Here is a 14,879-nt window from a genome sequence, read left to right as displayed (position 1 = left end):
ACAGTTATGGACTATTTACGCATAGCTCAATTTGGCGGCTTGTGTGCCTTGAAGTTGAGCTCGTGCTTCTTTTAGCCACTCTATAAATGGAGTTACTTTGAGGATATTTGCAGGCCTTGAAGGGTAGATTGCGTAGTATCCGTACCCTGTTTTAATAGACTGCTCGAAAGGTCTAATAAGAGTTTTTTTCTTTAGGTCTTGTTTAATTAAGTTCAGGTCTCCAATCGCCACGCCTTGACCGTGGGCTGCAAGAGTTAGAGAAAGATCTTGAGTATCAAAAGTTTGATGTTTATAGGGTGTAAAATCGTATAAGTTTTGAGATTGAAGCCATAGCTGCCAATCTGAGTGACGCGGGTTGGAGTGCAGCAAGACAGCATTAGCCAATGACTCAAAAGTTAACTTATTGTTTTGTAATAAGTCAAAATCAGGGGCACAAACTGGAGTAATTACCTCTTCTAGAATCGGTATAACTTCCATCCCAGGCCAATGACCATTACCGTAAACAATCATGATATCCAAGTTGCCCAGCGCGAACTGTGGCTCTAAATGCCACGCAGTGTCTACATTTACATTTACGTCTGGTAGGTATTCATTTAAGCCCTTTAACAGAGGAAAAAACCATCTTCTGGCTATCGTTGGGGCCATACGGATATTAATATTCATGACTTTCGTCATGGAAGCTTCAAGAGACCCCATGAATGATGAGATTGTCTGTTCAACTACAGGTAATAGGGCTGTTCCTTGGTCCGTTAATACGAGAGTACGGCTATTTCGCTGAAAAAGAGGTTTTCCAAAGTATTGTTCTAGCTGCTGGATTTGGCGACTCACTGCACTCTGGCTAAGGTTCAGCTCTTTAGAAGCAGAGGTAAAGCTTCCTAAACTAGCAACTACTGAGAAGGTCTGTAGTGTTTGAAGTGGTGGGAGCTTTTTTAGCATTATGTCTCCAAATAGCTAGAAAATAGAAATGTACTGACTGTTTTTATGCAAATATTGATCCAGAAAACTTTCGAATTAAGCTTGTTTAAAGGCTTATGTACTGCACTAATTTCGTAACAAGTATCGTATAAGAACCAAGTTAGTGCATATGGATTAGAGAGCGCTAAATAAAACATATCAGTAACATGCGCGAATATCTTCTCATTTCTTCAACTAGGCCAATGTTTCTGGCCATACCGCCTTAAAAGCCTTCTTTGTAGATGCTGATATTTAGCAAATACTGAAGGCTTATTTCTTTGCTTTCGCAGGGGTGAAAATACTGCTGAGTAAACTGAATATCTGACTCAGTATTTGCTATGATGGAGGCTTACTTTCTAAGAGTCTTTGTTCATGTACCAAGCTTCTGAATGGCAACCTAGCGCAGATATGTCGACATTAAAAAAGCGAGCCCAGTTATTTAAAGCTGTGCGCGCTTTTTTTGATGATAAGGGCGTCATGGAAGTTGATACCCAATGCCTTTCTTTAGCCAGTATTTCCGACCCTCATATTGAAGTGTTGACTAGCCATACCCGCTCCCAAGGGCAAGACCTCACTTATTATTTACAAACCTCTCCAGAGTACGCCATGAAGCGTCTTTTATGTGCAGGATCAGGCTCTATTTATCAATTAGGTAAGGTGTTTCGCGCGGAAGAAGTGGGGCGTCGTCACAGTATCGAATTTACCATGTTGGAGTGGTATCGGGTTGGCCTTGATCACTGGCAGTTAATGGGAGAAATTCAAGCCTTGTTGGCTTTGCTATGTGAGGATGACAGCTTCCAGTGTGAGCATTTGAGTTATCAAAAAGCCTTTCTTCTTCATGTCGGACTCGATCCTTTTTCTGCCTCCCTTGCTGAACTGCAAGCCTGTGCCCATCAACATACCGAATATGGCTTGCAAGAAGAGGATAGGGATACCTTGTTAGAACTTATCTTCTCTAGTGTGATTGAATCTAAAATAGGTATGGAGCAGCCCTGTTTTATTCATAGTTACCCTGCATCCCAAGCGGCATTGGCGAATACCCATTTAGATGAGCTAGGTCAGAATGTGGCGGCTCGATTTGAGTTATATTGGCAGGGTATGGAGTTAGCTAATGGCTACAATGAACTGACCGATGCACAAGAACAAGCACGGCGTTTTGCCGAAGATAAAACCGCTCGTGAAGCCATGGGGCTAGTAGATAGACAGTTTGATGAAAGGCTGATTAGTGGCTTACATCAAGGTATGCCAGCCTGCTCTGGTGTAGCGTTAGGGATTGATCGACTATTAATCCTGTTGTGTCAAAAAACACATATTAAAGAGGTGATACCCTTTGCTCATTCGAGAGCTTAAAAGGAAGGCTTATTCGCGCCTTCCTTAATTTTAATACCGTGCTTCGAAAATAATAATAAGGCAGCATAGTTAACGTGATAAAAACCAATAAGCTAAAAGAAAAATACGGCATTAGCATGTCGTTTGTATCCTTATCCAAAAAGACGCTTTGGCTATCTTTGTGCGCTTGTACCCTGATGATTTTATTAGTCTGGCAGGGTGGCGAAGCTTTGCGTAATCAACAGATGAACAATCTGCGCATTAACTCTTCGGATAGATTGAACCAATTTGCCAATATCTTAGAAAGCGCGATAGCCAAATATCAGCACATGCCATCCTTGTTGGCCTCCAACGATAGGGTGAAAAAAGCCCTGCGTGATGGCTTCGAATCAGACATTAATTTGCTTAATCAAGAGTTAGAGCAGATCAACAGAATCACAGAAGCTTCAGACAGTTATATCCTCAATACAGATGGTCTCACCATAGCCGCTTCGAACTACAGAACCGCATCCAGCTTTGTGGGTAGTAATTACTTTTTTAGGCCTTATTTCAAAGATGCCATTGTAGGCAAGCAGGGGCGATATTACGCCCTAGGTATTAAGTCTCAACGCCGTGGTTATTACTTCTCATATCCCATTTATGAAGGCGACTCCATTATAGGAGTTGCAGTCGTTAAAGTGGATTTAACACAATTTGAGCAACGCTTTGCCAACCAAGGTTACGAGTTTTTGTTATTAGACTCAGACGATATTGTCTTTAGTAGCTCCCAGCCCCAGTGGTTGTATAAAACTCTGCGTGTTTTATCTCCTGATGCACTCAAGCGCATAGAGCAATCCCAGCGTTATCAGAACCAGTCTATAGAAGAGTTAAACATTGAAGGTCGTACCGCCTTTGATCATAACGCAGACATTATTAGCTTATCTCATAAGTCGAAAAGTGGCGCACAGGAGCGAGTTGAGAAGCTGTCATTTTTGCAAATGAGCCGACCTATTGATTTGCTTGGTTTTAAGATATCCATACTTGTGCCAGTGAAAAGCATTGAAGAGAACATCGCCCTTTGGCGTGCGATTTTTGTTGGCGCTGTCACCATCACTGCTTTGCTATTTGGTCTTGCCATGCTGCGAACAAGAATGCTCCGTGAGCGTTCGGATGCCAATGAAATGGCCAAACACAACCAAGCCTATATACGGGAAGTCATTCAAAACACTCAAGCAGGTCTCGTCACTCTGGATCATGATTATAAAATTGAATCCTTTAACCCTGCGGTAGAGGCCTTAGTCGGTCAGCCACTTGCGCCTCTTGTCGGGCAATCATTAAATGCCTTGTTTCAGGCAGACTCTCAAGATACAGCTTCCCATTCTGCGCTTAGCTTAGGCCGAGATGCGAATGGCTTAGGGATAAAGGTGCTCACCACAGAAGGGCGCTTATGTTATGCCAAAGACATGGCTGTTCCAGTAGAAATGACGCTTTGTGAAATGGTGTTGCCAAATCGCTTAGGTTATTTGGTGACCTTCCATGATATGACAGAACGTAAGCGTTATGAGCAAGAAATTACCCAAGCAAAAATCGATTTAGAAGGGCGTGTAAAAGAACGTACCTTCGAGCTAGAGGGGGCGAATAGCCGTTTACTGGATGAAATTGAAGAGCACAAGGAAACACAACGGGAATTGATTCAAACGGCGAAGTTAGCTGTGTTAGGGCAGCTCAGCGCTGGAATAAATCACGAACTAAATCAGCCTCTTACGGCCATTCGGGCATTTTCAGATAACGCTTTGAAGTTTTTAGATAGAGAAAATTACGACTCAGCCCGAAGCAATTTGGAACATATTAGTCAGCTAGGGCATCACATGGGCGATATTATCGCTCGCTTCAAAGTGTTTGCTCGAAAAGGCGATATTCAATATCACCCTATTTCTGTTCAGGCAGCCATATTGGGCGCATTGAAAATAATGGAAACGCGCTTTAAAGAGGCTGGTGTTGAGCTTAGCGTGATGGAAGATCAAAGCTATATTGTCAATGGCGATATGGTGTTTTTAGAGCAAGTGCTAGTGAACCTATTAGCTAATGCCGCAGACGCCATTGTCGAAGAAGACTCGCCGTTGCGTAAAGTTACCATCACTCAAAGTGCTACCGAAAATGAGGTGATGATCTCCATTCAAGACACAGGCGGTGGCTTAAGTGAAGAGGCGATTAAGCACCTTTTTGAACCTTTCTTTACCTCCAAATCTGCTGGTGTTGGTTTGGGTTTAGGTTTATCCATTAGTCAGCGTATTATCGATGCTATGGGTGGGGTTATTAAAGCCTGTAATCATGACACGGGTGGCGCAGTATTTTCAGTTTGCCTACCGAGGCAGGGTTCATCTCAAGGGCAAATTAATGAATAACGGGAGTTATCATGCAAGACAATAATCAGGTGATTTTGATAGACGATGAACAGTCTGTTCGTATGGCCATCTCTCAAACTCTTCAGCTGGAAGACTTTGATGTAAAAGCATTTTCTTCTGCTCAAGGGGTGGCCGAGTCACTATCTTTAGATTGGGCTGGGGTTATTGTGAGTGACATTAATTTACCCGGAGAAAGTGGCCTAGATTTATTCGAATCAGTGAAAAACATCGACCCTGATATCCCTGTCATTTTAATTACTGGTCATGGTGATATCAGCATGGCGGTGAGCGCCATTCGTGATGGTGTATATGACTTTATTGAAAAGCCTTTTTCCAATGATGACTTTATTGAAGTAGTACGTAGAGCCTCAGAAAAGCGTCGTTTAACCATAGAAAACCGTCAGCTACGTCTAGAGTTAGAAGCCCAAAATGCCCCCGGCCCTCGGATCATTGGTAATACCCAGAGTATTCAAAGGTTGCGCCAAGCCTTATTGCATGTGGCAGATACGGGAGCGGATATTCTCATCCAAGGGGAAACGGGAACAGGGAAAGAGCTGGTGGCTCGTTACATCCATGAACACAGTTTGCGTCGTGCTAATCCTTTCGTCGCCATTAACTGTGGCGCTGTGCCGGATTCTATAATGGAGTCTGAATTATTCGGCCATGAGAAGGGAGCTTTCACCGACGCAAAAGCTCAGCGTATCGGCAAATTAGAACACGCTAATCGGGGAACTTTATTCCTTGATGAGATTGAGAGCATGCCCATGTCCATGCAGATTCGTCTATTACGAGTGTTGGAAGAGCGGCGCTTGGAGCGTTTAGGTTCGAATACGGCCATTGACTTAGATTTACGGATTTTAGCGGCGACTAAAGTAGACTTAAAAACCCTGTGTGAAAGTGGCAGCTTCAGAGAGGATTTATATTATCGACTTAATGTTGTACGAGTCGACATCCCTTCCTTACGAGATAGAAAAGACGATATTTTACTGCTTTGGCAACACTTCTGCTTAGTAGCAACAGCACAATACAAACGGGAGTCGGAACCACTTTCTTCGGCACGGTTGCACAGTTTATTGAGCTACGATTGGCCGGGAAATGTACGTGAGTTACGTAACTTGGCGGAGCGCTATGTGTTAATGGGAGAGGCGGGCTCTTTTGAGTTCGATCAGATCATTACCAATGAAAATAACCCGGGTGTGATGACCTTGCCTGAGCAAATGGAGCGTTTTGAAAAAACTTTATTAGAACAAGAACTTTTACGCCAGAAAGGGTCTATAAAGGGCACAATGGAAGCTTTGGGTCTGCCACGTAAAACTCTGTATGACAAAATGCGTAAATATGGTCTAGATAAGGATATGTTTAAACAATAGCCACTGGGTTAATGCCAGAAATTGTATTATGATAATAGGCTATATTTTAATCAGCTCTGGCTGATTTTTAGGTGCTTTATTGGGTCAGGGGTTTAAGTGACACTGTTTATTAGAAGAATATTGAGAAAGTTGGGCCGTGTAGGCCTCGTGGCTATTCTCACTTTACTGTCCACAGTATCGGCAAATCTAATGAACTTTGGTTTGATTGATCTGCTTGGCCTAGATAATAGTCTGGTTGACGAAATAATCTCTGTCACTGTCATTACTTGTACAATCACCCCCGCTTTGTCTTGGTATCTCGTCGGTTTATTGTTTCATATTGATAAACTTGAAATCGAAATGACTAAGTTGGCTTCAACCGATACTTTAACCCACACCTTTAACCGCGGTTTCTTCTACCAAGAAAGTGAACGTTTTCTTTCGCGTCATTATGCAGCCCATAAAAGTGATCAAGACTTGCAACCAGCTGTCATCATCATCGACTTAGATAATCTGAAAACTATTAACGATCTTTTTGGCCATTCTGGTGGTGATAATGTACTGACGGCTTTGGGGATGATACTTAATAAGGTTGTCCAAAAGCCTAATATTGTCGGCCGTATAGGTGGAGATGAATTCGCTATTCTTGTTAAAGAAACGAACCTTCATGAGCTACAGACCATTATGACTGAGTTGTTTGAGAGGATTCGCGACTATGCGGTAAATATGGACGGCCAGCCTTATTACTTTACGATTAGTGCGGGTATTTCTTTTAACTGTCGTGATGATGTGTCTTTAGACTCAGCACTTAAACGCGCAGATGTTGCGCTTTATCATATTAAGCGTGCGGAACGGAATGATTATGCGATCTATGAAGAAATTGCCCGTGATTAATTAATACCTTTTTTAGTGCTTTTCTTTTTCTCCAATTCATTCTTTAAACTGACTGCTTTTCTTAAATAAACACTATCCAATAATCATAAAATAGGTGTGCTATATGCAAGATATGTTTGATTTAACAAACAAGGTTGCTGTCATTACGGGTTGTAATACAGGGCTTGGTCAAGGAATGGCTGTCGCGCTAGCTCAAGCGGGTGCTGATATTGTCGGAGTCAACCGAAGTGATCCATCTTCTACCCAAGCTTTAGTGAAAAAACAAGGTCGCCGTTTTCATAGTGTTATTGCCGATATGAGCAAGGTGGAAACCACTAAACTGGTGATCGATGAAGCCGTTACCGCTTTTGGTAAGGTCGATATTCTAGTGAATAACGCAGGTATTATTCGTCGTAACGACTCTATAGATTTTACGGAAGAGGATTGGGATGACGTCATGGATGTGAACGTGAAAATGGTTTTTTTCATGTCTCAAGCCTTTGCTAAACAAATCATAGCGCAACAATCTACGGGCAATATTATCAATATCGCTTCTATGCTGTCTTACCAAGGAGGCATTCGAGTGCCTTCTTATACTTCTTCTAAAAGTGGCGTCTTGGGCTTAACCCGTTCCATGGCGAATGAATGGGCGCAGCATGGTATTAATGTGAATGCAATTGCCCCGGGTTATATGGCGACCAATAATACGCAAGCACTACGAGATGATGAAGGTCGATCTACCGAGATACTCGGCAGAATTCCTGCTGGTCGCTGGGGAACCCCCGAAGACATGGCTGGGCCGATTGTGTTTCTAGCTTCTGAAGCATCTCGCTATGTCCATGGTTACACAATTGCTGTAGACGGTGGCTGGCTAGCAAGGTGACAATAGTTTGATCATGAAGGTCGAAATGAACACTACTAATTAAGGACTAATTTAAAATTAGTAGTGGTGCTAGTTGTACAGGAGGTTGTATGGCACCGTTCGCTAGAGTTTTTCTCAGAAAAGTGGGCCGCCCTAGGTTAGTCATACTGTTAACGGTTTTGACTTTTCTGTTGTCCCTTATCATTAAGTATTTTTTTGATACTTTCTTTATATCTTCTTCATTAATTGGAGAGCTAGCCTTTATTTTCACCGCTTCTTGTATTATTGCCCCTTTGATGTCTTGGTACTTGTTAGGGTTATTATTTGAACTAGATGAACTAGAAATAAAGTTGACCAAATTAGCGACAATAGATTCACTTACAAATACCTATAACCGAGGTTATTTTTATGCGCAAAGTGAAGCCTATTTAGCACAACTGACTAATCAACAAGCGTCAATTGATACGGCCGTTGCCATTATTGATCTCGATGACTTTAAATCGATAAACGATGTTTTAGGGCATGCCGTAGGGGATAAAGCGCTACACGAGCTGAGTTCATTGTTGAGAGAGTTTGCTCCTTCCCCTAATATCGTGGGGCGTTTAGGGGGGGATGAGTTTGTTTGCCTACTCGTGGAAACAAACTTGAGTGATTTAACAAAGTTATTAAAGAGTTTAGTTCTAGCGGTTCGTGATATTAGTATCGAGGGGAATATAACGGATTTGTCTATTACTGTGAGTATTGGCGTTGCTTTTATTGAAATAGGTGACGAATTTGACGATGCATTACTACGAGCAGACGAAGCTTTATATCGAGTGAAGAAACAAGGGAAAAACGGTTATATGATTTACGACGCCAGTTTTTAAAATAGGTATCGTAAAGACTACAGATGTATACATCGAAAATAAAAAAACGCCCAATCGGGCGTTTTTTTTGGTTTATAAAATCGCTGTTTTAATTCACTGATAACCTAGTGAACAATTTCAGGTCCCATTATGCTGTACGGTAATGCCGTAGAAAGCGCAGGGATATAAGTTACCAAGATTAGGAACACCATCAGAACCGCAACAAATGGCATAGCGGCTTTTACCACACGAGCCAAACTCATACCGGTTATCCCCGAGGTCACAAAGAGGTTGAGTCCAATTGGCGGTGTAATCATGCCTATCTCCATATTAACTACCATGATGATACCAAGGTGAATAGGATCGACTCCTAACTCCATCGCGATTGGGAAAACTACAGGTGCCACGATAACAAGTAGACCTGATGGTTCCATGAATTGTCCGCCAATCAATAGCAGAATATTCACCGCAATCAGGAAGGTAAACCAGTTGAAACCAACCCCTAGCATCCATTCTGTAATGGCTTGAGGAATACGTTCTGCAGATAAAGTGTGAGCAAACAACAAGGCATTAGCTATGATGAACATCAGCATAATGGTTGTTTTTGTCCCCTCTAGCATGACTTTTCGAGACTCGTTGCCAAACAGCGTTGGGAAGAACTTACGCCCCATCAAAGATAGGTTGCGTCCCCAAATAGGTACGCCAGCCATCAAGCAAGTAGTAATGGATTCGTTGAGGTGATCAGCACGCTTATAAACATAAAAGACGGTTAACGCGAGGGACATAATTAATCCCCATAAAGCTCGATCGCCCCCTGTAATGGTCTCGCTATCGCCAAACATGAAGAAAGACATAATTTCCCAAACAAGGAAAAAAGAGACACCGTAAACTAAACCATTAAAGCCGATACGAGCATGGGGGGCATCGTTATCATTGGTCCAAGTGATCCCCTTTAAAGGTCCCATATCTCGGTAGACGAAAAGTGCGATGAACATAGAGTAAACGGATGCCACTACAGCGGCTTCTGTTGGTGTGAAGACACCACCATAGATACCGCCCATAATGATAACGATGAGGAATAATCCCCAGCCTGCTTCTTTACCACCACGAATCAAATTGCCAAAGCCTTTCCACTCTTCCGCAGGCAGTTTCTTAATGCGAGCCACCACGTAAATCGCCAGCATCAACATACCGCCAGCCATAAGCCCAGGAATCACCCCTGCTAAGAACATACGGCCAACCGACACATCAACTGAAGCCGCATACACCACCATAACGATAGAAGGCGGAATCAAGATACCCAAGGTACCCGCGTTGGCAATAATGCCTGCTGCAAATTCTTTGGAGTAGCCCACTTGCGTCATACCCGCAATGGCAATGGTACCAATGGCGACAACGGTAGCAGGAGAAGAGCCAGACAAAGCGGCAAACATCATACAAGCCAAAACAGACGCCATAGCCAGACCGCCACGGAAGTGACCAACGCTAGCAATAGCAAAGTTAATCAGGCGTTTTGCTACGCCACCTGTCGACATATAAGACGAGGCTATGATGAAGAAAGGAATGGCGAGCAAGGTGTAATGTTGCCCCACGCCAAACAATGAAATCGCTACCGATGACAAAGAATCGTGGGAGAAAAAAGTAATAAATAAAATGGACGATAAGCCCAAAGTAATACCCACAGGCAAGCCGATAAACAGCAATGTGAGTACCATTGAAAATAGAATGATTGAATTCACAATAAAGCTCCTGCGTTAGTCTTTTAATACGTTTTTGTTTTCTTTCACAAGATCTTCCGCCTCGTGGCCACTGATTAACATGGCACGTTTATCACGGGCGATATCAATGAAAGCTTGTAAAGAACGATAAGCCAGCAGGGCTAAACTGATTGGCAACACGACCAGTACCAACCAACGTTGAACGCGTGGTCGCAGGTCAAACATATCTTGCATAAAGGTTGGGTAACGCAATTCTTCAGTACCTATGCCAATTTTGAACATCTTCGCCCAGTACTCGATCGCACCACCTCGTACATCTATACCGAGCATAGCGAGCCAAGTGGAATCCAAAAGAATCAAACCGTAGAGCATGGCACCAGCGGCACCCACTAAAGACAAGATTTTAGCGATACGCTTTGGCACCGCATTAAGGACGATATCGACACCTAGGTGCAGGTTGGTTTTTATACCGTAGCTCATGCCTAGCAATATTAGCCATGAGAAGGCAATTGTATTGAATTCAAGCGCCGCATCCCAGCCTGTGTTGAATCCATAACGGGCGATCACTTGTCCAAAGGACACCGCCATGATGGAAAAAATGATAAGAACCAGTAGGTTCTCTTCTGCCTTTGCCATCGCTTTAGGAAATAAGCGTTCTAATAGCCAAAGAACAAAAATAAAAAAACATAAATAAAGATGCGGCCAAATTGCCATGGGAATCTCCAAATTCAGTAAAGCTTAAAGCGCTAACCAGTGCCAAAGGGGTTATGTGTTTACACCATGAAGAAGAAAAATGACGAGAACAGACACCGGAAAAATACATTCACAGACCGCACCTATTGGGCGGCCTGTGATATTGGTTCGAAAGGATTAAGAGCTAGCTGCTGCTTTAATCAAATCTTTACCGATAGAACGTTCAAACTGTTTCCAAACAGGTGCCATAGCATCAACCCATTCTTGGCGTTGTGCTGGTGACAAGGTATTGATCTTACCGCCTGCTTTAAGGATGTTTGCACGGTTATTGGCTTCTGCCGCTTTCACATTAAGGTTGGCTTTTTGAGTCACATCGTCAGCAATGGCAAGGAACTGCGCACGATCTTCATCCGATAGGCTGTCTAGGAACTCAGAAGACGTCATAAACAAGTAAGCCAATAGCTGGTGGCTGGTTTCTGTTGTGCTGTCTTGTACTTCGTAGAATTTCTTGGTGTAGATGTTAGACCAAGTGTTTTCTTGGCCATCTACAACGCCAGTTTGCAGAGCGCCGTATACTTCAGAGAAAGCCATAGCCTGTGGAGAAGCGTCCATGGCTGCAATCATTTGCTTAGCCACGTCAGAAGTTTGAACACGGAATTTCATGCCAGAGGCATCGCTAGGCACCAACAGAGGTTTCTTCGCAGAGAAGTACTTCATGCCAGACATCCAGTAGCCTAGGCCAACAAAACCGATATCTTCTTTCATCGCATTTAGTAGGTCTTTACCTTCTGCTGTGTTGGTAAAGCGAATAGCGTGATCCATATCTTTGAAAATGAAAGGTAGGTCAAATACACCAAATTTTTCTGTGTAAGAACCGAACTTAGATAAAGATGGAGCCAGTAATTGAACGTCACCTAAAAGCAGCGCTTCAAGTTCTTTTGAGTCACCAAATAGAGTGGAGTTTGGGTATACCTCAACACACAATTTGCCATTCATTTCGGTGTTAACACGTTTTGCTAATTCATTTGTTGCAACAACCTTAGGGTGAGTTGTACCACCTGTTACATGGCTGAACTTAACGACACGTTCACCAGCATCACAGTTAGCAAGGGCAGTATTGGCAGTAAAGGCGAGGGCGATAGTAGACAGAGCAAGGCTTAATTTTTTCATTATTATGTGACTCCATATTTTGAATTATTATTTTGTATCTACTTTAGGAAGGTGCAAATAAGTCTTCTGAGCTTCAGTCTTATCAGAGAAATGGTCTATCAAGGCAAGAGTGAGCAGGAATGTTAATACCTTTCAATCACTCTTAACACAGAGAGGCCGTTTCTCTGAAAGACCTAAAGGGCGTGGGCTAAACACTTTTTATTCTTTGTTAAGCTTCTTGCCAATATGTTCAATATTGGACTGCGAAACTTGCCTCGAATAGTAAAGGTTTATCCACACGCTGAAGCCAGTGGACTTGTTCGTATCTTCCTTATTTTAGTTCTCGCTAACGGGCTTAATGGAGAAAGCCGTTGTGGCAAAGATCAAAGCAAAGCAGATGTTGCTTAGGAGTAGGTATTACACTTTCCGTGCCAATAAAGAGGGTTTCTTTTAAGGGTATGATATGTAAGGAAAATATCTAAAAACCTCTTAAAGGTGCAATAGGTTTTTAGATAGAAAAGGGGGGATGTTCGCTTATAGATTTTAGTCTTTGGGTGGACTTCCACCCATTTGATCTAGAAGTGTACTAACCAGCTTCTTGAGGTGTTTTTCTGCTTGTTTTTTACCCTTGAAGCCAAATTCTGCAAAGTTGATTTGCTGAGCTGACATACGCGAAATGGCTGTTAGCATTTCGCAATCTGGGTGAGTGTCCGAGAGTTCCCCATTTACTATCGCTGTTTCTATTAATCGTGTGAGTTGTGCTCGAATCGTGAGGTAAGGGCGGTGGTGCTCTGAGAACAGTATGAGATCTTGACGATCTTTTTCTGTAAAGGCATGTGAGACTTGAGGTGGTTGGGCATCTTCTTGAGCCCCAGCGGTAAGCCACTTTAGGCAGGCTGTGTCTAACTCGGGGTAGTCTCTGGGTAAGTTGATGGCTAGATTATTCAAATAGTTCTGGCGCCAATCCTGCGCTGTTTTAGCAGCTTGTGGGTTGAGTGCTTTTACCATCATCACAGAGTAGCAGCCGCTGGCTTGGTCTTTTGTCATGCCCAGTCGAACAGGTAAAAAGCCATTTTTAATCCAAAAACTTAATACATCACCCGTGGCCGCGAAACTGGTACACAAGAAGTCACACTGGCCTCTGGCACTTTCTTCAATGTGTTTTAGTAAGGCGCTGCCGAGTCCCTGATTCTGTTTATCTTGTTGCGTTGCAATTCGACTAATACGCCAATATTTGAACTGGCCTGCTGTGCTCATGCCCTCATGGGCTAATAAAGACAGCGGTACCAGATGTCCCCTTGGGCGACGAGTCCCTTGCATAACAGCAAGACAAAGTTCTTTAGGTAATGTGCCTTCTTCACTGACAATGGCAACGCTGTTTAGTTGTGAACCCTGTATCGAAAGATACGCCGACATGGAAGGGTCGTCTAATACCCACCTTAAATTATCTGGTGATGTTTGATAGTGTGCATTTACTAACAGTGTAAAGGTTTGAGTGAATAGCGTGTCTTCGGTTAGCCATTCTTCTCCCATTAGTCGTCTGTAACTTGCCGCTTCATACATGGTTTTGGATGAAAAAGCGTCTGGGATAGGGGGAGCGAGTAAGAAGCAGTTATTGATCCAATTTTCTAATGGGTCATTTTCTCCCCATCGGATAGGCTGTTCTAAAGTCAGTGATTCTAAGCTTTGCAGATAACTGCCGACTTGATCGAATAAGTACTTATTAAAACGAATACCAAAGCCCTTTCCTGCGCCTTCGTAACCATAATCTGTGGTGCTGAAAACACAATGGGAGGCTTTATTGTTGAGCTCGATCAAAAGCGGAACCGGGATTTTGGCGGCTTCATCTACAAAGAGGTAATCCCATGTTTGCTTACTGGCAATGAGTGCATCTGGTGCCATAAAAGGTAGCTCAGAACTGTTACCTAGTTTCTCATTTGTGGAATAAAAACGTTGGGCTAAGGTATCGATGGCAGCTTTATTAGGCCCAGTAACCACCACCTTTTTTCCTGAGCTAACTTTTCCTGCGGTAACTAGCCGCGCAATGCTGTCTCCTAAGAGAGTGGATTTACCGCGGCCACGGGGTGCAATCAAGATATAAGATTTCGCTTTGGCTTCGAATAACCTTTGCTGAGCTTCAAGTTGCTCAGTTGTTAAAGGAGGGTTTTCTGGTATTTCCGAAAGGGCAGGCAGCGCCTTTATTTCGGAAGTATGTATAGGAGAAAACGGCGAGTCCTCTGCCAATAAATGCTGCAATAGATACTCTTTAAAGTAAGAAGTGACTTGATCCGCTTCATAAGGCCAAGGCAAATATCTAGGTAGGTCTAAGTCGGTGTTTTCGTGCCAGTCTGATTCAGGTAAACCAATAGCAAAAATGCCACCGTCGCGAACTGTACCCGCCAATATGGCCAAAGTGCTGGCCGACACACCATGGGTTAGGTCTACTAAAATGGCATCGTGACTAGAGCCAAGGTGCTGTTTGGCTTGTTTAAAGCTGCAAGTGGAAAGCTTGGGGTTAGATAGGGAATAAGCTTCCATATCATGGGCGCACACCAAAACCGAAGTGAGCTTTTCGGCTAGCTTTATAAAATCGGCGAGAATGGCTTGAGATGAGCCTCTTAATATAAAGCAGTGTCGATGGGCGTCAGATAAAACCACGCAATCCCCTTTAGTATTTCAATATAGCTGCATGATACTGGGATCCTGACGTTAGTCCAATAGCA

The 14,879-nt window shown here is 43.1% G+C and carries 12 protein-coding genes; 7 read left to right on the top strand and 5 right to left on the bottom strand.

The window, feature by feature from the left end; translation table 11 throughout:
* Positions 1-15 precede the first annotated feature (15 nt).
* Positions 16-936 carry a LysR substrate-binding domain-containing protein gene (locus OFY17_RS11885; protein WP_263530950.1) on the bottom strand — a complete coding sequence of 307 codons (921 nt, stop codon included), beginning with the start codon at positions 934-936 and terminating at the stop codon, positions 16-18.
* 390 nt (positions 937-1,326) lie between these two features.
* Here OFY17_RS11885 and epmA point away from each other — a divergent pair, with 390 nt between their 5' ends.
* The 6 genes from epmA to OFY17_RS11855 all read left to right on the top strand — a co-directional run bounded on the left by epmA (position 1,327) and on the right by OFY17_RS11855 (position 8,617).
* Positions 1,327-2,304, top strand: coding sequence for an EF-P lysine aminoacylase EpmA (gene epmA, locus OFY17_RS11880; RefSeq protein ID WP_263530949.1), 978 nt, complete (start codon positions 1,327-1,329; stop codon positions 2,302-2,304).
* Positions 2,305-2,378: 74 nt separating this feature from the next.
* Positions 2,379-4,667 carry an ATP-binding protein gene (locus tag OFY17_RS11875; RefSeq protein ID WP_263530948.1) on the top strand — a complete coding sequence of 763 codons (2,289 nt, stop codon included), beginning with the start codon at positions 2,379-2,381 and terminating at the stop codon, positions 4,665-4,667.
* A gap of 11 nt (positions 4,668-4,678) precedes the next feature.
* On the top strand, positions 4,679-6,037 hold the full coding sequence (locus OFY17_RS11870) for a sigma-54-dependent transcriptional regulator (protein WP_263530947.1): 1,359 nt from the start codon (positions 4,679-4,681) through the stop codon (positions 6,035-6,037).
* 96 nt (positions 6,038-6,133) lie between these two features.
* Positions 6,134-6,910, top strand: a complete 777-nt coding sequence (locus tag OFY17_RS11865) for a GGDEF domain-containing protein (protein ID WP_263530946.1) — start codon at positions 6,134-6,136, stop codon at positions 6,908-6,910.
* A 103-nt stretch (positions 6,911-7,013) separates the two neighbouring features.
* Positions 7,014-7,772, top strand: a complete 759-nt coding sequence (gene kduD, locus OFY17_RS11860; protein WP_263530945.1) for a 2-dehydro-3-deoxy-D-gluconate 5-dehydrogenase KduD — start codon at positions 7,014-7,016, stop codon at positions 7,770-7,772.
* An 89-nt stretch (positions 7,773-7,861) separates the two neighbouring features.
* A complete protein-coding gene (locus OFY17_RS11855) occupies positions 7,862-8,617 on the top strand; it encodes a GGDEF domain-containing protein (protein WP_263530944.1) in 756 nt (251 codons plus the stop codon).
* A gap of 104 nt (positions 8,618-8,721) precedes the next feature.
* Here OFY17_RS11855 and OFY17_RS11850 read toward each other — a convergent pair whose 3' ends face one another.
* From OFY17_RS11850 to OFY17_RS11840, 3 genes are all read right to left on the bottom strand, one after another.
* Positions 8,722-10,335 carry a TRAP transporter large permease gene (locus OFY17_RS11850; protein WP_263530943.1) on the bottom strand — a complete coding sequence of 538 codons (1,614 nt, stop codon included), beginning with the start codon at positions 10,333-10,335 and terminating at the stop codon, positions 8,722-8,724.
* Positions 10,336-10,350: 15 nt separating this feature from the next.
* Positions 10,351-11,028 (bottom strand): TRAP transporter small permease, encoded by a 678-nt coding sequence (locus tag OFY17_RS11845; RefSeq protein ID WP_263530942.1) that lies wholly within the window; start codon positions 11,026-11,028, stop codon positions 10,351-10,353.
* A gap of 156 nt (positions 11,029-11,184) precedes the next feature.
* On the bottom strand, positions 11,185-12,177 hold the full coding sequence (locus OFY17_RS11840) for a DctP family TRAP transporter solute-binding subunit (RefSeq protein WP_318013682.1): 993 nt from the start codon (positions 12,175-12,177) through the stop codon (positions 11,185-11,187).
* A gap of 249 nt (positions 12,178-12,426) precedes the next feature.
* On the opposite strand from OFY17_RS11840, the gene OFY17_RS11835 reads away from it, so the two are divergent.
* The gene (locus OFY17_RS11835) at positions 12,427-12,564 is read left to right on the top strand and encodes a hypothetical protein (protein ID WP_263530941.1); all 138 of its coding nucleotides are present in this window, start codon (positions 12,427-12,429) and stop codon (positions 12,562-12,564) included.
* Between the two features lie 135 nt (positions 12,565-12,699).
* Here the strand turns inward: OFY17_RS11835 and OFY17_RS11830 are convergent, their stop codons facing one another.
* Positions 12,700-14,814 (bottom strand): tRNA(Met) cytidine acetyltransferase TmcA, encoded by a 2,115-nt coding sequence (locus tag OFY17_RS11830; RefSeq protein WP_263530940.1) that lies wholly within the window; start codon positions 14,812-14,814, stop codon positions 12,700-12,702.
* Between the last annotated feature and the right edge of the window lie 65 nt (positions 14,815-14,879).

Origin of the sequence: Marinomonas sargassi (genome assembly GCF_025716875.1) — a bacterium.
GTDB classification, from domain to species: domain Bacteria; phylum Pseudomonadota; class Gammaproteobacteria; order Pseudomonadales; family Marinomonadaceae; genus Marinomonas; species Marinomonas sargassi.
Note: the sequence above shows the minus strand (reverse complement) of the source record. Positions and strands in the feature narration are given on the sequence as shown.